A 24,662-nucleotide genomic window follows, 5' to 3' on the forward strand; every position below is an offset into this window, starting at 1 on the left:
GGCTCGCGCGGGCGCAGACTAAAGAACGCCTCGACGGCGAGAAGTGTCACGCTTATACAGCCGTTGCAGGCAGGTTTTTGTCTACAATCGTTGATGTCGTTTAATTGGAGACTGATCGAGTTCTGGGTATGGGCTGGGTTCTCCAGACTCCGACATGAGGAGTTTAAACGAAATGACCACCCAAGTTGCGCATCGCGCATTTGGCCCCAAGCAGGTCGAGCAAATCAGAGAGATTTACGAACGGGCACGAGCCGTGACCGCGCAGTATCCCGACTCCCACGTTGCAAACAAAGCCGCCAGGAAGTTGATCGATGCCTTCGAAGCTCCAACTCGCAGTGAAGAAACAAGCGAGTACTGGCTAAGTGAGATCGACCCTCAGGGAAACGCCTGACATCCTTGCAAATTCTGTCAACGTCTAGCTGCGTGACGGCCATGCCGGCAGGCAGCTTTCTGTTCGATCTGGTCACGCCCAGGCGATAGGGGAGCCACTGGGGGCTGGGCGGGTGGCCCCCCTATCCTGTCTCGAATTATCCGTAGACAGACCCCGTCACCCGGGCAGACGCAGGCACACTGATGTTCGTCTCGGGCCGCGTATGCCGTCAACGAAGCCTTTGGGCTAAGACCCCACAAGGACGCTTGGCTCGTCATCCACCCTTCGGATGAACGTGAAGGCTCACTTTGGGTGCCGGCCTGCAAACGGAACCCTCTCAACTCGCCACCAGCAGCAGTTTTGACATGGCCAAGATGGTCTAAAGTTTTTTTTTTTAGAAAATTAACTTAGGTTAGCGACCGTTTGTTAAGCATAAACTATTCAATTCTAGGTGGCGTGGGAAGAAATGGGCGGGCACTACAGGCTGCAGAAGTCCGGCTGCATCTTCACGAATCACTTACAAAATATCCAGTGTTTTCAGTGGGTTATACCGAGGCGTCGCGAGGGCGCCTCGTATGGGCGAAAATGGGGTGTTAGTATGGGTTCTGCAATCGGACTGCGTAATTCGGCCTCGACAAATCAATCACAAATCTCGTCGAGAGTTACTGAAGGAGGCAATGAACAGGAGTGCCTCCTTATTCTGGATGGAAGGGCTTTGGACCGAGAGTGCCTGGCTGGTGCCCTTGAAGACCATGACCTTGGCATGACAGTTGCTGCCATGGGTACAATCGAAGACTGGCGCACAAGGCAGGATGAATACCCTCCACTAACCGCCATTCTCTTCAACCTTGGCGGGCGCAAAATCACCGAACAAAGCATTGCGAATGAGATCAAGTTGATCTCATCGGAGTTCAACTCGGTGCCGGTGATAATACTGGCTGACACGGAAGACCTGGCGCAAATACTAACGGCCCTCGAATGCGGTGCACGCGGCTATATTCCGACGTCGGTTGGCATTGATGTTTGTGTCGAAGCCGTCAATCTTGCAGCGGCCGGAGGCATCTTCGTACCAGCCTGCAGTGTGCTGCCGATGCGGCATCTGCTTGCCTCGGGCAGCCGCGACACGCGTTCGCTGACGACGATGTTCACGCACCGCCAAGCTGAAGTGGCTCAGGCACTTCGGCGTGGCAAGGCGAACAAGATCATCGCTCACGAACTGAACCTGCGCGAAAGCACTGTGAAGGTTCATATTCGAAACATCATGAAGAAACTGAAGGCCACCAACAGGACAGAAGTTGCCTATAAGGTGAACGACCTTTTCGGTGAAGGCGCGCCGGCGCAGGAGTGATGATGTTTCACAGTGGTCCGCCGAGGGCTTGCCTCGACGGACCTTTTTGATTTTTCTCTGCCATTTGACTGCCGCGCCAGGATATAGATGGCGCATGAATTCGCGGTCACCTCGTCGAGGTCGACATTGGCCAAGCCCTCAGGGTAGCCAGCCAGCAAGCCTCCTCATTCTTGACGTACTCCCTGACAGCCGACCGGTTTCGGTATGCTGTCGAAACAGTCACGGATGCGGGTATCGCGGCGGCGAGAAGCACGCCTTTCACCCAAGAAACTCCGATGGATCGATCACCGTCAGGAAAGGAGTCGACACGACGAATTTCGCGCCCCAGCCGGCGACGTGATGCATCTGCTTGATGATCTCGTCCTTCAGGTTCCAGGAAAGGATCAAGATGTAATCCGGCTTCGTATGATCGATCGCATCGACCGGTTTGATCGGGATGTGCATGCCCGGCGTAAAACACCCGTGTTTGTAGGGATTTCGGTCGACCGTGAAATCAAGGAAATCGGGACCGACTCCGCAGTAGTTGAGCATCGTGTTGCCTTTGCCGGGCGCACCATAGCCACAAATCTTCTTGCCCTCGTTCTTGGCCGAAACCAGAAACGCAAGGAGATCTCGCTTGGCGCGCCGCGCTTTTTCACCGAAGGAGGCGTAGGTCGCCATTTCGGTCATTCCATGCCGTTTCTCTCGATCAAGGAGTTGGCCAACACTGTCGCTTGCGGTCCAGGTGCTTTCCTTGTTGGCGAGGTAGACGCGAAGCGATCCCCCGCGCGTGGACAGCTCCTCGACGTCGATCAGGCGCATTCTGTGACGTTTCGCCAGCAGATCGACGGTCAGCAACGAAAAGTAGGAAAGATGCTCGTGGTAGATGGTGTCAAACTGGTTTTCGGCCATCAAACGCTCGATGTGCGGGAATTCGAGAGTGACCACGCCTTGCGGTGTCAGAAGGATCCTCATTCCAGCGACAAAGTCGTTGAGATCCGACACTCGAGCCAGAACGTTGTTACCTATGATGAGGTCAGCACGAAGGCCTTCGGCGACCATCTGGTGAGCCAGGCGAACCCCGAAAAAATCGACCCTGGTCGGCACGCCTTTGCCCACCGCGGCGTGCGCAACGTTGGCGGCTGGTTCGATGCCAAGAACCGGGACGCCGAGTGGCAGGAAGTGCTGGAGCAGGTAGCCATCGTTGCTGGCGAGTTCCACCGCCAGGCTGTCGGCGCCGAGGCCAAGGCGTTTCGTGACCGCTTCACAATAGACCTTCGCATGGGCGACGCTGCTGGTCGAGAAGGAAGAAAAACTCGCATACTCGCTGAAGAGGGTTTCAGGGCTTATGTACTCCCTCATCTGCACCAGATAGCAGGTGTCGCAGACAAGGACGTTCAGCGGATAGTAGAGTTCCATCTGATCGAGTTGGTCGGCCCGCAGGAAACTCTCGCAAGGCGGTGACATGCCAAGATCGACCAGTGTGTGCTGCAGGCGCGAACCGCAAAGCCTGCAGCCGGTTTTCTGGCTTCTCGCGGTGTGATCGCGAACAACATCAACCGCCTGGATGTTCATTGTCTGCTCCATTCCATCTGCTTGGAAAACGAGCCGCAGGGCCTTGTGTGTGACGCCCCGGGGTCCTCCGTGAAATGTATTGGGAGGCTAAGGTGGGACGCCTGTGAGGTCGATTTGCCTATGTGTCGGGCGCTTTAGTCTTTAAAGGGAATCGAGTGAGGCGAGGGCGACATCTGGCAAGCTCGAACGGTTGAGGCCGTTGACCCGACATACCGCTATAGAAATAGCCACCTAAGGCTTTGGATAGCTCTTCCACCTTGCCGGCGATGTCAGAAATCCCCGGTCTTTGCTTGAGCAAGCTGGGTGATACGCAGCCATCGTCCGAACGAGCCGCTAAATGGCCAGATCTGCCGACCGCCCCTGACTTAACCGGGCGCCGGCATGTCTGTAGTCTCCCGCATGGCAGCATGCCGAGACCTGAATTCGCTTGAATTGATGATGCCCAGGGCCACCGCGTCTCGCGTCATCGATCCTTTCCGCAACTGGCGGGAATAGGTCTCCAGTCCATAATTGTCCGCCGGGCGATCCAGCAGCAACAGGTAAAGAAAGCTCACATAGGCGCGGTCCGTGAGGCCGATGGTGGCGTATTTGGTCTCGAATTCCTTGGAGCGGATCATGTCCATGACCACGTCGACAACCCCGGCATCGCCATTCTCGAGCGCTTGAGACCAACGGTTCAAGCTGGCGGCATCGCCGTCTTGGCCGAGGACGAGGCAATAGGCAAAACTCGCCTGGCGGTCATGGTTGGAGCCATCGGCAGACCTGGCATCGGCATCGCAGTAGCGCTGCGGCTTAGGCAGCGGTTGCGGGCCCCGCGTGATGTCGCGAACAGCCATGTAGGCAGGTTTCGGTTCGCCGGTGGTCCATTTACCGCGGTTGTTGGCGGCAAGTCTGACCAGCCCCATGTTGGCTTCGAAGCTCGGGGCCCAATAGGTCTCATCCAGCAACTCATAGATGTGGGCTGCTTCGACTTTGTATTTGTCCTGGAGTTCGGCAAGCCGCGTCATTGTTTGCTTGATGCCCTCGGCCTGCTGCCGCTCGCTGCGCTGACTTCCGTTGGGATTGTTGAATTCGGTGACCCAGATGGGCTTGCCGTAAGAGGAAATCTCGCGGAAAGCCCATTCCGGATCTTCCCCATACATATGCCAGACCGAGATATCCCAGGCGATCCCGTCCTGCTTCATACGGGCAAAGGCGCCGGTATGCCCCCATCCAGCCGTACCCATTGCCTTTCTTATGGTCGGGTCGATCGCTGTCATTCCGTCGGACAGACCTTTGAGGACGGCGCTCACCTTCACCCAGCGCGGACCATAGTAGTCGAGCACTCCCCGCCCAGCCGCAGGCCCCCACGTACAAGGATATTGCGATCCGTCATCGCGTTTCTCGCAAGGCTTTATCAGGGCGTAGATCTCCATCTCGTTGCCGAGCTCCCAAACGCGGATATCGCTCTTGAACCTGGAGCCAAGGACGGACGCCAATTTCCGCGCTTCGCCATAGAGTTGATCCGGACTGTTCTGCTCCAGATCCAATCCGGGGGTGATCACGGGCAGGATATCGATGCCTCTTTCTTTCCCGGCCGTCACAACGCTGGCAAGTTTATCCGCCTCATCTGCGGAGGTAACGTTGACCCGATATGATTTGAGGCCGAGGTTTTTGACGAAGTCGAGTTGTTTCTCGATTGGAACGTCCGGGTAGGAGATCACCGGATGGCCATTCACTCCCCAGAGCAAATCGGCGAACGCGGGCGCGGCTGTTGTCAGCAACGCAGCAGCGGCAACTGCAAAACGAAACGACATGGCGATCATGCCTCCCTGCACGACACTCGAGATTTGGAATAGTCGGAACTGCGGGAGCCGGAAGCAATTTGCCTATATGGGCATATGAAATCTTGGCCTACCTCTTTTGAAGGTGGAGACCTGGCCATCAGACGGCATGACCTTTTGATCGCGATTGCCTTGATTTGGTACCCGACGAGCCGGACTGCCCAAGACCAAGCGAATTGATGAGGGCCCTGTCACAGGGCAACTGAACCGCGCAGGCGATTATTCGTAGAATTCCCCGAAATCCGCATCGACCTGGATCATAAGCTCGAGATAGCTCCATGCTATCCAGCGCCAGGAGTAACTGCTCGCCCTCGCATGCCCCTTGTCAATCATTCGTTTGCGCAGATCAGGATCGGTTGCCAGCCGGCGAACGTTTTCGAGCCATGAACAGACGTCGTCAGGACCCGCATAGAGGGCAGAACCTCCGCAGATTTCAGGCAGACAGGGCGAAGTCGAGACTATCACCGGGCAACCCGAGGCCATCGCCTCAACTGCTGGCAATCCGAAACCTTCGATCCGTGATGGAAGCAGGAAGCAAAGGGCGCTTTCGAGCGCCTTTTTGAAGTCGTCATCGGTTACGCGCCCAAGAAGGATGATGTTCTCCGGCATTTCCGGGACGTGCCGCAGGATGGCGGTCTCGTCGACATCGCCCGGCATCCAGAGGTCGAGACCCATTTCATCCAGTAGCGGGGCAAGGTGGGCGACAAGCCCCATGTTCTTATATTCCTGCCCCCCTCGGCCCAGGCAAACGACATAGGGTCTGCCCCGATTGACAGCCAAGGAAGACTTTGTTGCGTCCCACCGCTTCGCATGGTCGCTGCCGTTGTAGGTAACGAAGATGTTTTCCTCGCGTGCGATCCCGAACTCGACCAGATGCCTGCGTGAGAGCTGCGAAACCGTCGTGATCCTTGCGGCCCGCCTGCCAAGCAGCGGCAGGACGATGCGATGCGCCCAACGGAATCCCCGCGCGTAGCTCGAGGGCATCAGTCTTGTATGCATGTCATGGATGCATGCAATCTGACGTCTGAACACGACCGGTGCGAGATTGCAAAAGCTCAGCAGGCCTCCAGGCACATGCCAGGGCAGCTGTGCCTGAACCCAGAACTGAGGTATTCGTGGCCTGCTGAACTCGGGAACGACCCGCACCGGTATCGCCTTCAGCGGGAGAGGCTCAGCCAGCGGACGTGGCACCACGACATCAATTTCCAGGTCATGGCTGAGAGGATGCCCCTCCGAGATGAGGGCATCGAGTGCCATCGTCACCTCACATGCGTAACGCGCTATCCCATTACGCGGAAGGAGGGTGAAGTCTCCGTTGATCGTCCAGCGCCGTCTGGGCGGCTCGATATCCATTGATGTTCGATCGGGATGGCCCGGCAGATGTCGCGAGACACCCGGAAGCGACCGTGCCGCTGCTGCGGCTACGCCGTTTCCGTTCAAATGCCCATCTTGTCCAACCGGCGCCGAATAAAGTTCAGATCTGGCCATCGCCCTGCTCCACCTTGGAGGACCGGCGGCAAGACTAACACTCAGCGAAACGCAGCGACCCTCGAACGTTTGAGGTACTCCCCCCTCTGTTCTCGCCTGGCTGGATGATCCTTGACGCAACCAGATGACCCAATGGCCGTAGTGACCGCTCGCGATTGCGGCTTCAAACTAACGACATCGCGAGGCTGACATGGCACGGCACTGGACGATCAACGGGCGTTTTCTTTCCCAACCGACAACCGGCGTTCAGCGGTATGCAAGAGAAATCGTCCGCTCGCTGGACACTTTGATCGCCGAGCGGGCCCTCCTCACCCGTGGGCTTGAGCTCAGGCTTCACTGCCCGCCGGATAGCTTGGATTTCCCGCTCGATTCCATCGAATGTTGCAAGATCGGCAGCACGGGTGGACATCTCTGGGAACAGACCAAGCTGGCCGCCTCGTTGCAAGGCGGTGGGCTGCTCAGCCTGTGCAATACGGGGCCACTCCTGTCGCGCAAGCACATTGTCTGCATTCACGATGCAAACGTCTGGAATGCCCCTCACAGCTATTCACTCGGCTTCAGGGCCTCCTACAAGGCGCTGCTCCCATGCCTTGGCAAAACCGCATGCAATATTTCGACAGTTTCCAATTTTTCGCTGAACGAGCTGGTTCGGCGCAACATTGTCCCTCCGTGTCGGGCCTTCGTTGCCCCGAACGGTCATGAACACGCCTTGATGTGGAAACCTGAACACTCGGTAGCGACAAGGTTGGTCGCCTCACGCGATACCGTCGTCATGATCGGCAGCGCCGCGCCCCACAAGAACGCAGGCCTCATTCTTGGGCTGGCCGACCGCCTTGGAAAGGCAGGGCTGAAGATCGCGGTTGTCGGAATGTCGGATCCGCGTGTTTTCAACACAGGATCAGCCAGGGCTGACGCACGAAACATTCATTGGCTCGGACGCATTCGCGACAGCGAATTGGCCGCGTTGCTGCACGACTCGCTTTGCCTGGCGTTTCCTTCGCTGACCGAAGGCTTTGGTTTGCCGGTTGTCGAGGCGATGGCCCTCGGCTGCCCGGTTGTGGTGTCGGATCGCGCCAGCCTACCGGAGGTCTGCGGAAATGCGGCACTGTATGCTGCAGCCGACAGCCCGCATGCATGGTTCGACCGTTTCATGAGCCTTCGCAATTCCAGGACCCTACGCCTGCAGCTGACGGCCAAGGGAAAGGCCAGAGCCTTGGCCTTCAGCTGGAGGGTAAGCGCTTTGCGCTACCTGGAGGCGATGGCTGCAGCTGACGGCATCGATACCGAAACCGGGGGCGAGCGGTTAGGTGAGTTCATGTGATACCGTGAAGTGCCTGGACGGCTCCGATCGACTCCAGCACAGCCCGATCGAAATTCTCTTCCGAGAAGCGCTGTGCATTCCTGGCGCACGCTTGCGGCGTGATGAGGTGACTATTTTCCTCGAACCGCAGGATGGCTTCCTTCACATCCTCAATGGTTTGGGTCTTGAACAGCACGCCCGTCGGCTCGTGATCTGTCCCCAGGCGCCGGACAATATCGACCGCGCCGCCTCGACCGAAGGCGATCAGCGGCGTACCACAGGCCTGCGCCTCAGCGAGCGCTATGCCGAAGTCCTCGCAACCCGCAAAGACCATCGCCTTCGCCCGAGCAAGCGTATCCACGTATTCCTCGCGGGGCAGGAAACCTGAAAAAGAGATATTCGGACCGGCCAGTGACCTGAGAGTGGCTGACTGCTGCCCTTCTCCGACTATGACCAGCCGTCGCGACGGCATCTCATTGAAGGCCTTGATCACCAGGTCGGTGCGCTTGTAGGGGGCGAGGAAAGACGCAGAGACGTAATAATCACCCTTGTCCTCGACGCAGGGTAGTTCGTTCAGGCAGACGGGCGGAAAGACAACACGCGCGTCACGCCCATAGATATGCTGGATCCGGGAACGCACGTAGTTTGAATTCGCCAGCATCAGGTCCGGCCCGTGAGCGGTTCTCGTGTCCCACGTCCTCAGACGATGCAGCATATAGCGGTAGAGCATTCCCTTCGGCCCGAAACCCAGTCTGCCCTGCTGAAGATAAGAGAACTGCTCGTCCCAGGCATAACGCACGGGGCTGTGCACATAGCACAGATGTGGCTGATCGGGTCTTGTGATCACCCCTCGAGAAAATGCGGCCGAGGAAGAGATAACCGCGTCATAGCCTGTTACGTCGAACTGCTCGATGAGGAAGGGGCAAAGGAAAAAGAGGGACCGGTAGAATTTCTCGATCATTGGAATCCGATTGGCGGCGGAGGTGTGGAATTCCACGTCGCGGAAATACTGCTCCTTCACCTCGGCCGGGAGGAAATCGAAAAGCGTGAACACCTCGGCATTGGGAAACAGCTTGCAGATTTGCGCCAAAACACGCTCGCCACCCCGGAAATTTGGACACCAGTCGTGAACAACCGCTATCCGGCCATGTCTGTCGACACCTTTTGCCGGAGTAGCCGGAAACTCCTCAATGGGCATTTCGACCTTGGCGGCCGTCGCCAGGTCGGAAGAGCGTTCATGGAGCATGATTCTCCCCTTCTTCCGCGAGGCTCCAGTCTCCGTTTCGTCCCACGCCCACCGCAAGTTGTCCGATCGGTCAGAGATTGCGCCCCTCGAACGCCTGCCTACTGCTAATGGTTGTGGGCCGCACGCAGGAGATACGTCGACAGAATGCGATCGGAGGTAGGTGGAGCCCGTCAGACCCACTTTTATGCAGGCTGTTTGAACACGCTCGTCGTCATAGGCTGGAAGGAGCCACGCTTGGATGAGCAATGAAACTTGCGGTGATTATCCCAACCCTCGGCCGCAGCGGGCAGGTTGCTCGCCTGCTGGAATATCTGGGTGGGCAGACGAGACTTCCTGACGAGGTCATACTGTCGGCACCCGACGCCACACATGTCGAACTCCCGGATAACTGCCCGTTCCCGCTGTCGCGTGTTCTCGGTCCCATAGGATCGGCTGCCCAGCGCAACACGGCTCTCGGACCGTCGCTGGATCGTTTCGACATCATCACATTCTTCGACGACGATTTCGTTCCATCCGCGCAATACCTGGAGCAGATCGAGCAGGCTTTTGCTGGAAACGACGGATGGGCGGTTGTGATGGGCAGGGTCGTCAGGGATGGCGCCAACAATGCCGGTCTCACCTGGGACGATGCGGAAGCTGCGTTGAGAGATGCCGACGGACGAAAACCGAGTGGGCCGCCGGTAGTCGACCATGTCGGAGCCTATGGATGCAACATGTCGGTGCGCGCTTCGCTGGTTGGCGATTTGCGCTTCGACGAGCGCCTCGTCCTCTACGGCTGGCAGGAAGACATCGACTTCACAAGTCAACTGAGATCCAGAGGTCGCGTTGTATGCGTGACGTCGATCACAGGCGTTCATCTTGGCATCAAAGCGGGGCGCGTCAGTGGAAAGCGGTTCGGCTATTCGCAGGTCGCCAATGCGATTTACTTGATAAGGAAAGGCACTGTTCCAGCCTCATTCGCGCTTCCTCTGATGTTCAGGAACATCACAGCCAACCTCCTGAAGAGCTTTTGGTCGGAGCCATATGTCGACAGGAGAGGCCGGCTCAGCGGCAACGCGCTCGCGATCCTGCATGTCGCCATGGGTCGGATCGAACCCGAATACATCCTAAGAATGTGAGATTTCGAGACAATGCGGAACTGGCTTTCAGCAATTGTAGGCGTCTCGTTGGCGGCGACGGCTGTTTGGCCGCTGCCGGCCTCCGCCACAGAATATCTCCTTGGACCGCAGGACAAAGTCAGGCTCAAGGTTTACGAGTGGCGCGCGTCACGAGACGTGATCTTTGAATGGACTGCTCTCAACGACAGTTTCGTGATTGCAGCCGACGGCACGCTCTTCCTGCCGTTTGTTGGGCAGATTCGTGCTCAGGGCACCGCGCCCGGGGACCTCGCCCGCGCCATAGGGCGCCGACTGATGCAGCAGATGGGGCTCGGCCGCGAGCCAGATGTGGCTGTCGAGATTGCCCAGTACAGGCCGTTCTATATTGTCGGCAACGTCAGGCAACCTGGCGAATTTCCTTATAGACCCGGCCTTACGGTGCTGCAGGCTCTGGGTATCGCCGGCGGATTGCCGATACGTGAAGACAATATGTCTCGGCTTGAACGAGAGGTCATCTCGGGCCAAGGCGATGTAGGACTTCTTGCTCTGAACAGCGTTAGCCTGATTGCCCGCAAAGCACGGTTGCAGTCGGAGCTCGCCGGCAGTGACGACATCACCTTTCCTCCCGAGCTGACGGGCCGGATATCGAACGAAACCGTTGCACTGGCAATGGAACAGGAGCGCAAGATATTCGCTATCCGAAAGGATGCGCTCGCAACTCAGCTTCGTTCGCTGCGAGAACTCAAGGATTTCCTGGAAAAAGAACTGGCCTCGCTCGAGCAGCAGCTGACTTTCCATAACAAACAGATCGAACTCATCCAAAAGGAACTCACGGGCGTCTCGAGCCTCGTGCAGAAAGGCCTCGCCGTTGCGCCACGCGAATTTGCTCTGGAGGGTGCCGTCGCCCGGATGCAGAGCGACAGACTGGCGGCCGAGACGTCCATGCTGCGGGTCAGGCAGGAAATGAGCAAGACCGACATTGAAATCCTCAACCTCGGCAACCAGCGCTCCAGCGAGATCGCCGAGAGCTTGCGTGAGACGCAGCGGCAGTTCAACGAAGTCACCAGCAAATCCGATACCGCAGCGCAGTTGCTGCAGGAAACGCAGGTTTCGGCCCCCGCTCTGCTGGCTCTCAGGGAAAGCGCTCAAAGGGCCGAGCCGATCTTCAAGATCGTAAGGCCGAAAGACAGCGGCATGGAAGAGCTCGCCGCCGAGGAAACAACGCTTGTCGAGCCGGGCGATACCGTGAAGGTCGAAATTCCACTGCCGCAGGTGGGCCTGGAGGGTTTACCCCCGGCAAATGCGAACATTCGGGCGGAGACAGGTGCTGTTCGGAATACGAACTGACCTGATCCCCCAAATCGTTGCGGTACCCGATTGACGCAGTCACGCATGGTGATGCCGTCAACCATGGCTGGAAACATCGGCTCGACAAATCTGGTATCGATTTTCGAGCGGCATTTCCAAGCAGTGTTTCCAGCGCTTGCCATGCCCTCCGAGGCCGCATAACAGTTGGCGCACGCGAGGTTTGACGGGCTCTCTGCTGCAGCAGGCCGCTTGGTTCTGCGGGCGTCACTGGAGACATCGGTGTTAACGAGCATACTGGCCGTGTCGGTGGCAGGCATACTCATCGGCTTACGGTTCAAGGCCGCAGCGTTGCTGGCGGCGACCGCGGTGCTTCTCGTTGGTATCCTAGCCTGGAACAGCCTGGGATTACCGGGCCATGTGACCGTGGGCAAATCCCTGATCTTGATGTTTTTTTCGGCCTGCGGCTACCTCGTGGGCCTGTCTCTGTCGCTTTACCGCAAGCGAAACGAAGAGTGATACGGCTTCAGGAAGCCCTGTCGACCCTCATGACCGCAACGATGGTCCTGAGCAAGATAGCGAAATCGAGCCAGATCGACCAGTTCCGCACATACTGGCTGTCCAGAGCGACGCGTTTTTCGTAGTCTAGGCTGCTTCTTCCGCTCACCTGCCAAAGGCCCGTGAGTCCCGGCCTCGTTCCAAGGTACTCTGCCTGGTGCTCGCCATAGCGGCTGAGTTCGTCCGCGACGATCGGTCTTGGACCGACGCAGCTCATGTCACCGCGCAGTATGTTGATGAGTTGGGGGAGCTCATCCAAGCTGGACTTGCGCAGCATTCGTCCAAAGAACGTAACGCGGGGATCGTTCCTGATCTTGTGGCACTCTCCCCACTCCTTGAGTGCCTCGGGGTTTGCATCGAGGTGTGATTTCAGAACTTCGTCCGAATTCGCGACCATCGAGCGAAACTTGTAGCAATCGAACGGCTTTCCGCCGAAACCAACTCGACTATGCGAGAATATTGCCGGGCCTCCGGCCGTAATCCTGATGATCAAGCCCACGAGGATCATGACAGGCGCAGCCAGGACGAGCGCTGGGCAGGCTATGACAATATCCATGATCCGTTTGAGGAGGCCTCCAACGGGAGGGTTTGTAATCTCCGTGTCGATGACACTGGATGGGCCATGCAAAATTGTTCCGGTATTGGCATAGCCGCCCGGGGCGACGATATGCAGGACCACCCTGCTCTCTATCGCAGCCGACACAACTGGCTGGCCCCAGATCGCCTCCCCCCGGTGCGAATGCTTTTCAAAGGCGTTTGTCATGTGACGGTCGCCGTTTCCAGATTTTTCACTCTGACAGTTTTCCAAGGACGGAACGCGGCGGCAAGGAATGCAAAGGAGGTAGCGCGATACTCCCGAGGGTACCCCTTAATCCCGACGCATGATTGCCCTGTATGCATTGGCGATTTGCGGAAACGCCGCGCCTAGCTGCGCCCACCGGTGCCTGGACGGTACTACCCGTGCCTTTGCTAGAAGCACGCCAAGTATCGGCGTCCTGGAGGCTTGCAGTGTCCTGACAAGTTCCTGCAGGGTGTCGATGTGCGTCTTTCCCCACTCCGCAAGGATGACGACGCCGTCAAGGACAGATCCAACGGCCAGGTCGTCGGCCCCTGATTCAAGGGTCGGCAGATCGATGATGATTTTGTCGTAGGTAGCCGCACCTTCGGCATTCAGTTCGGAGAGAAGTGCCTGCATATTGCTTGGCACGAGCAGTTTTCTCGCATCCACCATGGAGCTCGAAAGCACGTCGAACCGCCAAGGAGTGCGAATGATATTGAGCCGAAGGAGGTCCTCGCACTCCCTACCCGGCATACCCGAATGGTCGGGCAGCCTTGTGGTGATCGTCGGTTTCCGAAGATCGGCATCTATGACCAGCGTCTTGAGGCCTGACATGGAGTAAAGCGTGGCAAGATTGGTCGCGACGATACTCTTCAGGCTGTTGTTTGAAGCAGCGGTCAGTCCAAGGACCCGCACCGGGTGGTTCGTTTCAGCAAGGCTGATTTCGGTTCGCGCCTTCCTCAGGCTCTGGCTGTATCGAGAACAAGGATGTCTTGCCGCTTCATCGACGTATCCGAATCCACTCCGGTTGCTGGGTGGCGGCAGTTCTCCCACACACACCATTCCCAGATTGTCGCGGATATGACGTGGCGACCGAATGCTCCAATCGAGCGAATGCCGCGCGAAAGAAATGCCAATGCCGAGAATGAGGCCTGCGATAGTCGCGAAAGCCAACACCAGCTTCGGCTTCGGAGCGCTCGGAGAAAGCGGCGCCGTTGCAGCGGTAATCACCCTGGCATCGGCAACTGGATAGGATTGCTGGCTTACTGAATTTGTATAGGCCTGCAGAAAGCTCTCATACATTTTCCGATAGGTATCCGCAGTCACCTCAAGCTCTTCGAGCGTAGGTTCCAGACTGACGCTCCCGTCGGCATCCCGACCCACGCTGTAGTCATGCCTGGAGCGGAAGCCCTGAGCCTTCGCCATCGCCTCGTTCATCTGGGTGCGCAGTTGTTGCAGGCGTTTTTCTAACCATGCTCCGCCTTCCCTCGCTGCATCGGCCTTGGTTTCGACCTGTTCGTGCACGAAGGCGTCGGCGGTGGCATTCGCAATCTTTGCGGCGGCGTCGGGATCGGCCGTGGTGAAGGATATGTCGATTGCGTAGGAAACACCTACCCTTCGCACATCCAGGCCGTTGCGAAAAATCAGCATGCTGAGGCGGGACTTCTGGTAATCGGTCAGTTTGGCCATCGCCTCTACGGCCCAGTTGCTTTTCTGGTACCCTAGCGCCTCATCCAGGTTGTCCTTTATTTTCCTGAACCTCTCGACCAATATCGGCGCCTGGGGACGGTTGAAATTCGTGTTTTGAATCAATTTCAATCGGTCGATGACCATGGAAGCAATCTTTTCAGACTGCATTACAGCGATCTGGCTTTCCACTTGCGCGGTGTCCAACGATAGATTTACTTCCGCGCCTTCCTGCAAATGTTGTGGCAGCCTCGGCTCAATGAGTATCTGCGCCTTGGCCGTAAAAACCGGGTCTGTGGTCGAATTGTAAAACCATGCCACCAAAAGCGCCGCGGCAAGACAGGCCGCAATTGTTCCGACATAATGTTTCAGAAATCCGGTTATGTCCGAGAGGCTGATGAAATCCTGCTCGGCACCGATCTGCTGATTGGTTACCAAAGGCCACTGGCTGGCGAACGAGCGATTCATCTAACGTCTCCGGCAGGTACGAAGGGCCCGCCCTCGTACACTCAGGTCTGGCACAGGCGTGCACGCAGGCCGGACACAGGAGTTCCATGGCATCCAATTGATGTTCTGATGTGCGCCCAAGGCCCCGCGATCCCAAGCATCTGCGAGAAACACTATTCCGGCACAGGGGAAGGTAAACGCCTCCAATTGACGTAAGCCTACCCCCTATGGGAGCGAAGAAGGCGCGGCGGACTGCCGCCAGGATATCCGACATCGCCGACAGGTGCTGCTTTTCTCCCTGCGCCGGATCGAGGGGAAATTACCGCACGGTCTACCCTGCTGCATGACACATCGAAGTGGCGCTGGACGCAGATGTTCCTCCGCCATCGCCGATTGCCATACCTTGGCAAAACATCCTTTCGATCACCGACCGGCATCACCTATTGGATGAAGAGGGCCGAACCGAGGAGTAAGGCTACCCGAATTCATGAAGGGGTCTGAGGCTGCCGGCATGTTAGAAATACTGCCGCAATATCGGAGCGGTAGCTGTGCCCCTAAAGATAGTCGACCAGGCCAAGCCGAATACTTTCGCATTCGAAAACAATGCACTCATCAGAACCACCGGCTTCCGTGAATATGATGCGCGCTGGTGGTTCGGCCACCCGGACTCGGAAAAGGAACCTGAACTCAACCTGATGGGCGTCCAGGCATTGGGCATGGGGCTTGGCACGCTGATCCGTCGGGAGGGCGTGGGTCCTGAAATCGTCACCGGTCACGACTTTCGCAGCTATTCCATGTCCATCAAGATGGCTTTGGTGTCAGGGCTCATGGCAGTGGGCGCACATGTGAAGGACATTGGCCTGGCGCTTTCCCCAACCGCCTATTTCGCCCAATTTGCACTCAACTCTCCGTCTGTTGCCATGGTCACGGCCTCCCACAATGAGAACGGTTGGACCGGAGTGAAAATGGGCGCCCAAAGACCGCTGACTTTCGGGCCCGATCAGATGAGCGCTCTGAAAACGCTTGTGCTGAGCGGCGACTTCGATCTTGTCGGTGGCGGGAGCTATGAATTCGTAGCCGACCTTCGCGAGAAGTACGTCGAAGATTTGATTGCCGGAAAGCGTATTCGCCGAAAGCCGCGCGTCGTTGTTGCCTGCGGCAACGGCACGGCGGGTGCCTTTGCGCCGCAGGTGCTGGAGAGCATCGGCTGTGTCGTGATCCCTCTCGACGTGGAGCTCGATCACTCGTTTCCGCACTACAATCCGAATCCTGAAGACATGCAGATGCTGCACGCGATCCGCGACAAGGTTCTGCAGACCGGTGCGGATCTGGGACTGGGCTTCGACGGTGACGGCGACCGCTGTGGCGTGGTCGACAACGAAGGCAACGAGATCTTCGCAGACAAGGTCGGTGTCATGTTGGCGCGAGACATCTCCAGCCGGCATGCAGCATGCACTTTCGTCGTGGACGTGAAATCGACTGGCCTGTTCATGACCGATCCCATTCTGGCGCAAAATGGTGCAAACACCGACTACTGGAAGACGGGGCACTCCTACATCAAGCGCCGCGTTGCCGAACTCGACGCAATCGCTGGCTTCGAGAAGTCGGGGCACTTCTTCTTCAACCCACCGATCGGACGTGGTTATGACGACGGCCTCGTCACGGCGATCGCCATCTGCGAGATGCTCGACCGGAATCCCGGAAAGACGATGGCCGAGCTGTACCGTGCCCTGCCCTTGACCTTCGGCACCCCGACGATGTCGCCCCACTGCCCCGACGAGGCCAAGTACGGCGTGGTCGACAAGGTTGTCGATGACTTCATGAAAATGAAAGGGGACGGGATCGAGTTTGCGGGGCAGCCGCTGGCTGACCTGGTCACAGTCAATGGGGTGCGTGTCGTGGCTCGGGACGGCACCTGGGGATTGGTCAGAGCATCATCGAACAAGCCCGAAATTGTCGTCGTCGTCGAAAGCCCCGTCTCCGCGGAGCGGCGGCGACAGATGTTCGAGGCACTCGACTCCGTCCTGCGCCGTAATCCTGAGGTTGGAGCCTACAACCAGACATTCTGAGGGAGCTGAAGCATGGCACGCCGGGTCATCAGTTTTGTCATGAGCGGTGGCGTCGGGTCACGGCTGTGGCCACTCTCGCGGGAAGACAACCCCAAGCAATTCCACGATCTCTCCGGGGACGGCTCGATGCTCGCGAAAACGGTCCGGCGCCTCAAGGCGTGGCCGCACGCCGAAACGCCGATCTATCTGATTGCGTCCGCGAGACACGCTGAACGCGTCATCTCGGATATCACTCCGCTTGGTTTGAATGGAGGAAAGCCGATCTTCGAGCCGTTGGGTCGAAATACGGCCGCGGCAGTCGCCATCGCCACGCTGCAGACCATCGCCGAACACGGCAGCGACGCGCTTGTACTTGTCGTTCCCTCCGACCATGAGATTTCGACGAACACACAGTTTTGGGAGACCGTTGAGGCGGGCATGCCCGCGGCCGACTCCGGAAGCATAGTCGTGTTCGGCATCCCGCCCACTCATCCGGAAACCGGATATGGGTACATTGAGGTCGCTGCCAACGGCGACGGTGCGGCCGCGGTTTCGCGCTTCGTCGAAAAGCCGAACATCGAGACCGCCCAGACCTATTTGTCGTCAGGAAGATTCTATTGGAATGCGGGCATCTTCCTGTTTCGCGCCGACACCATGCGCACGGCCTTGCTCGAATTTCAGCCGCAGATCTGGGACACGGCAGAACGAGCCTTTAACACCGCCAGGGCCGATGTCTCGGGTCTCTACTTGCCCCAGGGCCTCTACTCGGAGATTCCCTCCACGTCGATTGACTATGCCGTGATGGAGCAGGCGCGCGGCATAGCAATGGTGACGGCCTCCTTCCGTTGGAACGACCTTGGATCGTGGCAGTCGCTGCTCGAAGCCAGCCCGACCGACAGCAACGGCAATGTGGTGAAGGGTGATGTGGTCGCGATGAATTGCGACGGCTCCTACCTGAGAAGCCAGGGCAGACTGCTGACCGTCGTCGGAATGAACGGCGTCGCGGTGGTGGCGACGCCAGATGCAATATTCGTCGCTCCCGTCAGCCACAGCCAGAACGTGAAAAAGGTTGTTGAACAGCTTGAGAAAAGCGGTCGCCTCGAGACGAAAATCACGGCATCGGAAGACAGGATCATCATCAGCGGATCGTGGCGCAAGCGCGTGGAGCACTGGCTTTTCGAGGAAACTCTGCCGCTTTGGTCCACTACGGGCATCGACGATGTGCATGGTGGCTTCCACGAGGCTCTCGGTTTCGATGCAAGACCGTTGGGTAAGCCTAAGCGGATGCGAACGATGGCTCGCCAGATTTATGCTTTCGCGGTGGCGAAGGAACGCGGCTGGACCGGGCCGGCTGACAGGCTCATCGACCACGGCATCGACTTCATCGCACGACACGGCCGTACCGACCGCGGCAGTTGGGTGCGAACGCTGAATGCAAATGGCAGTGTGGCTGATCCGATGGAGGACACATACGACCATTCCTGCGTACTTCTGGCGTTTGCGCATGCCCATCGATGCGGTCACCCGGCAGCACTGCAGCTCGCACAGGAGACATTCGGCTTCATCGACTCGTACCTGGAGGACGGCTGTCTGAATGGTTTTGTGGAAACCCCTGGCTGGAACGGAGTGCGCTCCTCGAATCCACACATGCACATGCTTGAATCCTTCCTGGCCTGGTATGACGTTACCGGCGACCGCGCTTACCTTCGTCGGGCGGCTCGCATAATCGATCTCTTCCGGTGCCATTTCTTTGACCAGGAGAGTTGGACGCTTGGAGAATATTTCGACGCCGATTGGCTTCCGATGCCCGGAGAAAAGGGGCAATGGACGGAGCCGGGGCATCATTTCGAATGGGCCTCGCTTCTCGTGGATTTTGCCAGGGCCAGCGGACAGAAAGATCTGGCTGCATATGCGAGAAAACTCTATTCGTCGGCAATCGCCAGCGGATTGAACCGGGCCACAGGTCTGGCTTACGCAGCTGTATCGCGACAGGGAATGCCCTTCGACAGGCTTTCACGCAGTTGGCCGCAATGCGAGGCCATCAAGGCGGCAATTGCCCTGGACAACATTGGCGGGCCCGATCTCAAACCCGAGATCGAAGCGCGCGTCGCGCGCCTCTTCAGATGGCATGTCGATCCCGCGCCACTCGGGCTCTGGGTGGACAGGATTGACGAGCGTGGACGGTCGCTGGCAACCGAAGTTCCAGCCAGCATATTCTACCATCTCGTGACTGCGTTGATGCAGTATCTCGACAAGACCGAAGGACAGATCGAACCGTTCCCGCGGCAAGTCGGCTACGAGGACAGGCTTGCTCCGAGGCAGAATTACGGTTGAACAAACCACTGCCCCATCGAATGCGCACCAACACCAGAGTGGTATCGGCGCCGCTATAAATACAAGACTATCTTCGACGTTTGCGGATAATGCATCTATATTAGCACAGTCTAATATAGATGCATTATCCGTTCATCACTTATTCGTCATCGCTTCACGCCAGCATCATCACAGCAAACGTGGAACTTTCCAATTAAACTTAAAGAGGAAAGCCAAATAACCCGGCACATGCTAGGCTTCATGAAATCGCTGAGACGCCGAGTTTTGGGAAACCCCTGCGGGACTATGGCAAAAGAAACACGCACGGGCATGGCGGTGATCTCATCGAACCGTTGGCTACAAGATCACCGGCAGCTGCGTTTGATGCGTTGCACTTAAGTGAATTGGTTCGCATCGAATTCGGTGCCTCAGTGTTGTTATCGCCAACGGAGACTAGGGAATTGTTGAAGGACGCGTCACAATTAATTCACGCGGGCGGTAAGGATGGCGGATGCTTCACGTTCTCGTTTGAGGTGGGATAGGTCCCTTTCGTCTCACGTTGGACGTAACGGTGACGCGGCGCTTATCAAGACCCTGGGATTCACGTCGAAGCGATATCCAGCCAACGCGATCATCTTCAGTCAGGGCGACAACAACGATCGCATATACATCGTCGAAGCTGGTTGGGGTTGCATTTCTCATGAGCTTCCAACCGGCCAGCGCCAAATTCTGGATTTTGCCCTGACTGGCGATGTCGTTCTGCCTCAATCATATGGCGGTGGAGCGCTTGAAACTTTCCTGGCTCAAACTGAACTTTCATTGCTGGTGGCACCGACCAAGACTTTTACTGTCGCTGCCATGAAATCACCTCACCTCTTCTCCTTCATTGTCGAGGCTCTGACGCACAACGGCGCGGTGATCGCTCAGCACCTGGCAAACATAGGACGGCGCAACGCTCTGGAGCGGACGGCCTATTTGTTGCTTGAACTGACAGCGCGCTTACAAAGAGTTGGCGCAGTTACCTGTAACGGCTTTGAATGCCCGCTGACCCAGTACGACCTGGCCGACGCCCTGGGCCTTACCCCAATCCATGTAAACCGAATGCTGCGGGAACTGCGCGAGCGGAAATTCCTCGAGTTTCGCCAAGGCTATGTCCGCCTGCTCGATCATGCGGGTCTGATGAAGCTCGCGGGTTTCGACGGCGACTACATCGAAAATTGAGCACAACTTCCCTGCCTTCTCTTCAACTTCATCGCGGTATCGATCTCGCGCCTCTCCCGAGGCGGCGATGCGCAACAGCGTGCTCTGCTTGCTGCCGCGACACACGACCTTCTGCAGGACAGCAACCTCTTTGTTGCCGTTATCGCTGCCGCCGACGCCGCCAGCCTCAGGCTAAGGTGACCTGCCCGCTGACCGAAAGCGGTATCCGTATCGCCGGCCACCCCCAACATCCCACATTAGGACAAGGTGAGCGACCGGCTCCATCGTGATACGACAATCGGAATTTCCGGCGCCCAGGTCGAACTTTCGTTCCGCTGAGGACCCTGACATGATTCCGATCATCAAGCCCACGATGGATGAGGCCGAGGCCGAAGCGGCGCGCCGGGTCATCCTGTCCGGCTGGGTTACGCAGGGCCCAGAGGTCGCGGCCTTCGAGACGGAATTCGCAGCCTTCACGGGCGCCCCGTACGCCACGGCCGTCTCGAATTGCACAACGGCCCTGCATCTGGCCTTGCTGGCGGCCGGGGTGAAGCCCGGCGACGAAGTGGTCACGGTCAGCCACTCCTACATCGCCACGGCCAATTCGGTGGTCTACTGCGGCGCGATCCCGGTTTTCGTCGACATCGACCCGGCCACCTACAACATTGACCCGGCCCTGATCCGGCAGGCGCTTTCAGCCAGGACCAGCGCGATCCTGGTCGTCCACCAGATGGGCCTGCCCTGCGACATGGCCGCGGTGATGGACATCGCCAAAGCCAAAGGCTTGCCCGTGATCGAGGATGCGGCCTGCGCCAGCGGCAGCGAGATCCTTTGGGACGGGCAATGGGAGAAGATCGGCAAGGTGCACGGCGACGTGGCGTGTTTCTCGTTCCATCCGCGCAAGATCATGAGCACCGGCGACGGGGGTATGTTGACCACCAGGCACGCCGACTGGGCCGGTAAATTCAAGCTGCTGCGCCAGCACGGTATGAGCGTGCCCGATACAGTCCGCCATGGCTCGGCCCAGGTGATTTTCGAGACCCACCCGGTTCTCGGCTACAACTATCGGATGACGGACATCCAGGCCGCTGTCGGCCGCGAGCAACTCAAGCGTCTGCCCGGCATCGTGGCCAAGCGCCGCTCGCTCGCCGTCCGCTACGCCGAATTGCTTGGCGGGGCACAATGGCTGGACCTGGTTCAGGAACCGTCCTATGCGCGCACCAATTGGCAGAGCTTCTGCGTCCGCCTGCCGGATCACGCCGACCAGCGCACCATGATGCAGGCCATGCTCGATGCCGGTATCGCCACCCGGCGCGGTATCATGTGCGCCCACCGCGAGGACGCTTATGCTTCCCATCCCTTGCGCCTGCCCCTGCCGGAGTCCGAGGCAGCCCAGGATCATGCGATCGTCCTTCCGCTCTACCCCCAGATGACGGACGAAGATCAACAGAAGGTCGCCTCTACCCTGATCGAGGTCACACGGCCCAAAATCCGAAGCTCAAAGCTCCCACTCTGGAATTCGGGGCGGGATGTGGTGACGGTCCCACAGTGGGGCCAACCCCATCGAATGTGAGCGATCGCAATGGCGAGCGTTCGGCGAGCGGTGGTCGCGGTCTATTTCGAGAAATACGCTACTCTCGTCCTCAATTTCGTGACCCTCTACGTTTCATCGCGGCTTTTGGCCCCCGACGAAATCGGAGCCGCGTTCCTTGGCGCCAGCCTTGTCGCTCTCGCCGAGGGTCTGCGCGACTTTGGCGTCACCAACTACATCGTCAGCGCTGAAAAGCTCTCGAAGGAGGAAATTCATACCTCCTTCACCATGATGCTGCTGGTCGCCATCATCCTAACGACCGCCTTCGTCGCGACGGCGGGCCTCTATGCCGACTTCGCACACGAACCGCGCCTGGAGAACTTCGTTCGCACCGTGGCGTTTGGTTATCTGTTCGCCAGCATCGGTTCGCCGATTGTTGCTCTGCTTCGACGCGACCTGGAGTTCTGGAACATCGCGGCCATCAACCTGGGCTCGGCCCTGGTCGGCAACATCACCACCACCGGCCTGGTGATGATGGGCTTTGGCTATATGAGCTTCGCCTGGGGCGCGCTGAGCTATCCGCTCTCCACCTTCGTCTTCGCCATCCTCATACGCCCGGATCTGTCCATCTTCCGGATCGAATTCACCAAATGGCGCGAGATTCTGGCCTTCGGCGGCCTCAACACCGCGACGGGCATCCTAACTTCCCTTGGGAGCGTCATTCCGACCTTCATGCTGGGGCGGGCCAGCGGCAGCACCGATGTCGGTCTCTACAGCCGGGGCCAACAGGTCACCGAAATGCCCAGTCGTTTGGTCATATCGGCCATCTCGGCCGTAGCTCTGCCGGGTTTCGCCGCCCATGCCCGCACGGGCCGTCCTCTCAAAGACCCCTATCTCAAAGTTGTCGCCAATCTCACCGCATTCCACTGGCCGGGCCTGGCGATGGTCATCCTCTTCGCCCATCCCCTGGTGCACACCATGCTGGGACCGCAATGGGACACCTCCATCCCGCTGGTGCAGGTGATGGCGGCGGCCACCATGCTCTATTTTCCCGTCCCCTTGATGTTCCCAGCCCTGGTGGCCGCCGGCGGAATCCGCGATACGGCCAAGGCCTGGATTATCTCCTTGCCGATCACCAGCCTGATCATGATCCTCGCGGCCCAGCATGGCCCGCTCGTCCTGGCGCTCTCGATCTTTGCCACCACACCGATCCAGGTAGGCGTTGGCCTCTACTTTCTGATGCGCCGGCTGAAACTGAGCGTCTCCGAGTATTTGCGCGCGCTGGTACCCAGCACGGCCGTCACCCTGGCCACAGCGCTAGGCCCGCTCGTCGTCATTGGGCTGAACAGCTTCGACATAGACATCTCGATCTTGCAGGCGCTCCTGGGCGGCGGGCTTGGCGGAACGTTCTGGTTCCTGGCCATAGGTTGGACCCGCCATCCCTTCGCGGACGAACTGGCCTATCTGCTGGGTAGAGCACAGGCCCGCGCGCCTTCGCGCCTGCATGCCCTCCTTGCCGCCATCCGACGCTTCCTGGGCGAGGCCTCCGAACTGGCGCCCGTGCCGGGCGATGCGGACAGCGAAATCAATATCACGGGTCGCCGGGATGGTACGCAACCCGTTTGGTCGGTGGTCAAAGGGCGGTTCGGCCGCCTCTTCGAACGATCGCCTGGTTGGCCGACGGGCGGGGAAGGCAGGGAGAACCTGTGATGAGTCATGCGATAGGTTCGCCCAACGCCGCCGGCACGAGCTTCAAGCATGCGCTGGGCCATGTCACCGCGCGTAGCGTGATCTCCACTGCCCGCATCGTTACCCGCTTGACGACACGGGGTGTCGATATTGCCTGGTTCGATGCCTGGAACACGACCCTCGACCAGGCCCTGGACGCCCTGCCTGCCATTCCCGGTTGCGACCGCGATCTCTACCGTGAACTCACCCAGCCCACGAGCGTCCGCAAGCGGCACGCCCTTGCGACGGAGAACGGCCAGCCGACCGCGCTCATCTCCCTGCGCCACCGTCGCCGATATTGGGAGCCCGTCGCCTATCAATCGCTTTCTGGTGTGATCGCGCCCGCGTCCTCTCAAGCCGCCCTTGGTCGGGCGCTGCATGCCTTGGGCGTCGAGGTTCGGATCGAGGCGGGGCTCGACAAGGCCGTCGTGGAGCTCAATCCGCGATGCTATTGGTCCCCGGACAACTACCGCATCGACCTGCGGTGCGATTATGAGGCGCGCTGGAGCCGCAATCATCGCAGCAATGTGCGTAGAGCCCGCAAACGTTGCGATGAATTCATGCGACTTCGTATCGACGACGTGGGCGATCTGGAATGGTGCTGCGCCCAGTGGGGACGCATGTGGGAAGGCGCAGACGCTCGGGAGACGGTTGCCGTTGAGGATCGACTGCGGTTTTGGCCTGCCTTCTTAAGACAGCAGAGCGCCGACAGCCCGATCCAATTCCACACCCTGCACCTGCTCGATGGTAGTCGGCGCGCGGCCGGGCTCGTCCTAATGTCCAAGGACGGCATTGCGCTTGGCCAATGCATCGTCCGCGACCCCGAGTACGACCGCTTTTGGGTTGGTGTCCGCATGATGGAGGCGTCGATCAAATGGGCGGCAAGCGCTGGGCATCGTCAATTCGATCTCGGCTCCGGGCAAGACTACAAGCAGAGTTGGGGTGAGCCCGTGGCAGGGCGTTATGGCGCGATCTTTCGCCCACGCGCCGTCAGCGCGCTTTATCGGCTCGGACTTCTATGACTGCGCTGCATCAAACTGTCCGACATGAGGAACATCAGC

At 58.6% G+C, this 24,662-nt stretch carries 18 protein-coding genes; 12 read left to right on the forward strand and 6 right to left on the reverse strand.

Annotation, left to right across the window (positions count from 1 at the left end; translation table 11 throughout):
* Window positions 1-172: 172 nt before the first annotated feature.
* Together ACFWYE_RS25425 and ACFWYE_RS25430 are read left to right on the forward strand one after the other, a co-directional pair.
* A complete protein-coding gene (locus tag ACFWYE_RS25425) occupies window positions 173-391 on the forward strand; it encodes a hypothetical protein (protein WP_379114982.1) in 219 nt (72 codons plus the stop codon).
* 577 nt (window positions 392-968) lie between these two features.
* A complete protein-coding gene (locus ACFWYE_RS25430; protein WP_379072942.1) occupies window positions 969-1,718 on the forward strand; it encodes a LuxR C-terminal-related transcriptional regulator in 750 nt (249 codons plus the stop codon).
* Between the two features lie 258 nt (window positions 1,719-1,976).
* On the opposite strand, the gene ACFWYE_RS25435 is transcribed toward ACFWYE_RS25430, so the two are convergent.
* The 3 genes from ACFWYE_RS25435 to ACFWYE_RS25445 form a co-directional block, all read right to left on the reverse strand.
* Entirely contained in the window at window positions 1,977-3,272 is a 1,296-nt protein-coding gene (locus tag ACFWYE_RS25435; RefSeq protein WP_379114983.1) for a methyltransferase domain-containing protein, read from the reverse strand.
* A gap of 365 nt (window positions 3,273-3,637) precedes the next feature.
* Entirely contained in the window at window positions 3,638-5,077 is a 1,440-nt protein-coding gene (locus tag ACFWYE_RS25440; RefSeq protein ID WP_379067402.1) for a DUF4214 domain-containing protein, read from the reverse strand.
* Window positions 5,078-5,314: 237 nt separating this feature from the next.
* Entirely contained in the window at window positions 5,315-6,583 is a 1,269-nt protein-coding gene (locus ACFWYE_RS25445) for a glycosyltransferase family 4 protein (RefSeq protein WP_379114984.1), read from the reverse strand.
* Between the two features lie 190 nt (window positions 6,584-6,773).
* Between ACFWYE_RS25445 and ACFWYE_RS25450 the strand changes: the two genes are divergently transcribed.
* A complete protein-coding gene (locus ACFWYE_RS25450; RefSeq protein WP_379114985.1) occupies window positions 6,774-7,904 on the forward strand; it encodes a glycosyltransferase family 4 protein in 1,131 nt (376 codons plus the stop codon).
* On the opposite strand, the gene ACFWYE_RS25455 is transcribed toward ACFWYE_RS25450, so the two are convergent.
* Complete coding sequence (locus ACFWYE_RS25455; RefSeq protein ID WP_379114986.1) at window positions 7,897-9,129, reverse strand: glycosyltransferase; 1,233 nt, start codon at window positions 9,127-9,129, stop codon at window positions 7,897-7,899. The two genes, ACFWYE_RS25450 and ACFWYE_RS25455, sit on opposite strands and share 8 nt — an antisense overlap.
* Window positions 9,130-9,374: 245 nt before the next feature.
* Here ACFWYE_RS25455 and ACFWYE_RS25460 point away from each other — a divergent pair, with 245 nt between their 5' ends.
* From ACFWYE_RS25460 to ACFWYE_RS25470, 3 genes are all read left to right on the forward strand, one after another.
* Window positions 9,375-10,247 (forward strand): glycosyltransferase family 2 protein, encoded by an 873-nt coding sequence (locus ACFWYE_RS25460; RefSeq protein ID WP_379067396.1) that lies wholly within the window; start codon window positions 9,375-9,377, stop codon window positions 10,245-10,247.
* Between the two features lie 12 nt (window positions 10,248-10,259).
* Window positions 10,260-11,573 (forward strand): polysaccharide biosynthesis/export family protein, encoded by a 1,314-nt coding sequence (locus tag ACFWYE_RS25465; protein ID WP_379114987.1) that lies wholly within the window; start codon window positions 10,260-10,262, stop codon window positions 11,571-11,573.
* A 240-nt stretch (window positions 11,574-11,813) separates the two neighbouring features.
* Window positions 11,814-12,050 carry a hypothetical protein gene (locus tag ACFWYE_RS25470; RefSeq protein ID WP_379114988.1) on the forward strand — a complete coding sequence of 79 codons (237 nt, stop codon included), beginning with the start codon at window positions 11,814-11,816 and terminating at the stop codon, window positions 12,048-12,050.
* A 7-nt stretch (window positions 12,051-12,057) separates the two neighbouring features.
* Here the strand turns inward: ACFWYE_RS25470 and ACFWYE_RS25475 are convergent, their stop codons facing one another.
* Window positions 12,058-12,852 (reverse strand): sugar transferase, encoded by a 795-nt coding sequence (locus ACFWYE_RS25475; protein ID WP_379114989.1) that lies wholly within the window; start codon window positions 12,850-12,852, stop codon window positions 12,058-12,060.
* Window positions 12,853-12,957: 105 nt separating this feature from the next.
* Window positions 12,958-14,802, reverse strand: a complete 1,845-nt coding sequence (locus ACFWYE_RS25480) for a polysaccharide biosynthesis tyrosine autokinase (protein ID WP_379114990.1) — start codon at window positions 14,800-14,802, stop codon at window positions 12,958-12,960.
* A 527-nt stretch (window positions 14,803-15,329) separates the two neighbouring features.
* Here ACFWYE_RS25480 and ACFWYE_RS25485 point away from each other — a divergent pair.
* From ACFWYE_RS25485 to ACFWYE_RS25510, 6 genes are all read left to right on the forward strand, one after another.
* Window positions 15,330-16,850, forward strand: a complete 1,521-nt coding sequence (locus ACFWYE_RS25485) for a phosphomannomutase/phosphoglucomutase (protein WP_379114991.1) — start codon at window positions 15,330-15,332, stop codon at window positions 16,848-16,850.
* Window positions 16,851-16,862: 12 nt separating this feature from the next.
* Window positions 16,863-19,163, forward strand: a complete 2,301-nt coding sequence (locus ACFWYE_RS25490; RefSeq protein ID WP_379114992.1) for an AGE family epimerase/isomerase — start codon at window positions 16,863-16,865, stop codon at window positions 19,161-19,163.
* Between the two features lie 483 nt (window positions 19,164-19,646).
* Window positions 19,647-20,363: a Crp/Fnr family transcriptional regulator gene (locus tag ACFWYE_RS25495; protein WP_379114993.1), complete on the forward strand. Its 717-nt coding sequence runs from the start codon at window positions 19,647-19,649 to the stop codon at window positions 20,361-20,363.
* Window positions 20,364-20,691: 328 nt separating this feature from the next.
* Window positions 20,692-21,915, forward strand: coding sequence for a DegT/DnrJ/EryC1/StrS family aminotransferase (locus ACFWYE_RS25500; protein WP_379114994.1), 1,224 nt, complete (start codon window positions 20,692-20,694; stop codon window positions 21,913-21,915).
* A gap of 9 nt (window positions 21,916-21,924) precedes the next feature.
* On the forward strand, window positions 21,925-23,583 hold the full coding sequence (locus ACFWYE_RS25505) for a lipopolysaccharide biosynthesis protein (RefSeq protein ID WP_379114995.1): 1,659 nt from the start codon (window positions 21,925-21,927) through the stop codon (window positions 23,581-23,583).
* On the forward strand, window positions 23,583-24,623 hold the full coding sequence (locus ACFWYE_RS25510) for a GNAT family N-acetyltransferase (RefSeq protein ID WP_379114996.1): 1,041 nt from the start codon (window positions 23,583-23,585) through the stop codon (window positions 24,621-24,623). The genes ACFWYE_RS25505 and ACFWYE_RS25510 overlap by 1 nt, the downstream gene beginning before the upstream one ends.
* The last annotated feature ends 39 nt before the right edge of the window (window positions 24,624-24,662 follow it).

This window comes from Mesorhizobium sp. NPDC059025, assembly GCF_042739655.1.
Classification (GTDB): Bacteria; Pseudomonadota; Alphaproteobacteria; order Rhizobiales; family Rhizobiaceae; genus Mesorhizobium.

What these genes read in the sequence shown, in the direction of transcription:
- ACFWYE_RS25505 (WP_379114995.1), top strand. Translation starts at nt 21,925, where the DNA reads ATGGCGAGCGTTCGGCGAGCGGTGGTCGCGGTCTATTTCGAGAAATAC.
- ACFWYE_RS25430 (WP_379072942.1), top strand. Translation starts at nt 969, where the DNA reads ATGGGTTCTGCAATCGGACTGCGTAATTCGGCCTCGACAAATCAATCA.
- ACFWYE_RS25480 (WP_379114990.1), bottom strand. Translation starts at nt 14,802, where the DNA reads ATGAATCGCTCGTTCGCCAGCCAGTGGCCTTTGGTAACCAATCAGCAG.
- ACFWYE_RS25465 (WP_379114987.1), top strand. Translation starts at nt 10,260, where the DNA reads ATGCGGAACTGGCTTTCAGCAATTGTAGGCGTCTCGTTGGCGGCGACG.
- ACFWYE_RS25460 (WP_379067396.1), top strand. Translation starts at nt 9,375, where the DNA reads ATGAAACTTGCGGTGATTATCCCAACCCTCGGCCGCAGCGGGCAGGTT.
- ACFWYE_RS25510 (WP_379114996.1), top strand. Translation starts at nt 23,583, where the DNA reads ATGAGTCATGCGATAGGTTCGCCCAACGCCGCCGGCACGAGCTTCAAG.
- ACFWYE_RS25475 (WP_379114989.1), bottom strand. Translation starts at nt 12,852, where the DNA reads ATGACAAACGCCTTTGAAAAGCATTCGCACCGGGGGGAGGCGATCTGG.
- ACFWYE_RS25455 (WP_379114986.1), bottom strand. Translation starts at nt 9,129, where the DNA reads ATGCTCCATGAACGCTCTTCCGACCTGGCGACGGCCGCCAAGGTCGAA.
- ACFWYE_RS25440 (WP_379067402.1), bottom strand. Translation starts at nt 5,077, where the DNA reads ATGATCGCCATGTCGTTTCGTTTTGCAGTTGCCGCTGCTGCGTTGCTG.
- ACFWYE_RS25490 (WP_379114992.1), top strand. Translation starts at nt 16,863, where the DNA reads ATGGCACGCCGGGTCATCAGTTTTGTCATGAGCGGTGGCGTCGGGTCA.
- ACFWYE_RS25495 (WP_379114993.1), top strand. Translation starts at nt 19,647, where the DNA reads ATGGCGGATGCTTCACGTTCTCGTTTGAGGTGGGATAGGTCCCTTTCG.
- ACFWYE_RS25500 (WP_379114994.1), top strand. Translation starts at nt 20,692, where the DNA reads ATGATTCCGATCATCAAGCCCACGATGGATGAGGCCGAGGCCGAAGCG.
- ACFWYE_RS25425 (WP_379114982.1), top strand. Translation starts at nt 173, where the DNA reads ATGACCACCCAAGTTGCGCATCGCGCATTTGGCCCCAAGCAGGTCGAG.
- ACFWYE_RS25445 (WP_379114984.1), bottom strand. Translation starts at nt 6,583, where the DNA reads ATGGCCAGATCTGAACTTTATTCGGCGCCGGTTGGACAAGATGGGCAT.
- ACFWYE_RS25435 (WP_379114983.1), bottom strand. Translation starts at nt 3,272, where the DNA reads ATGAACATCCAGGCGGTTGATGTTGTTCGCGATCACACCGCGAGAAGC.
- ACFWYE_RS25450 (WP_379114985.1), top strand. Translation starts at nt 6,774, where the DNA reads ATGGCACGGCACTGGACGATCAACGGGCGTTTTCTTTCCCAACCGACA.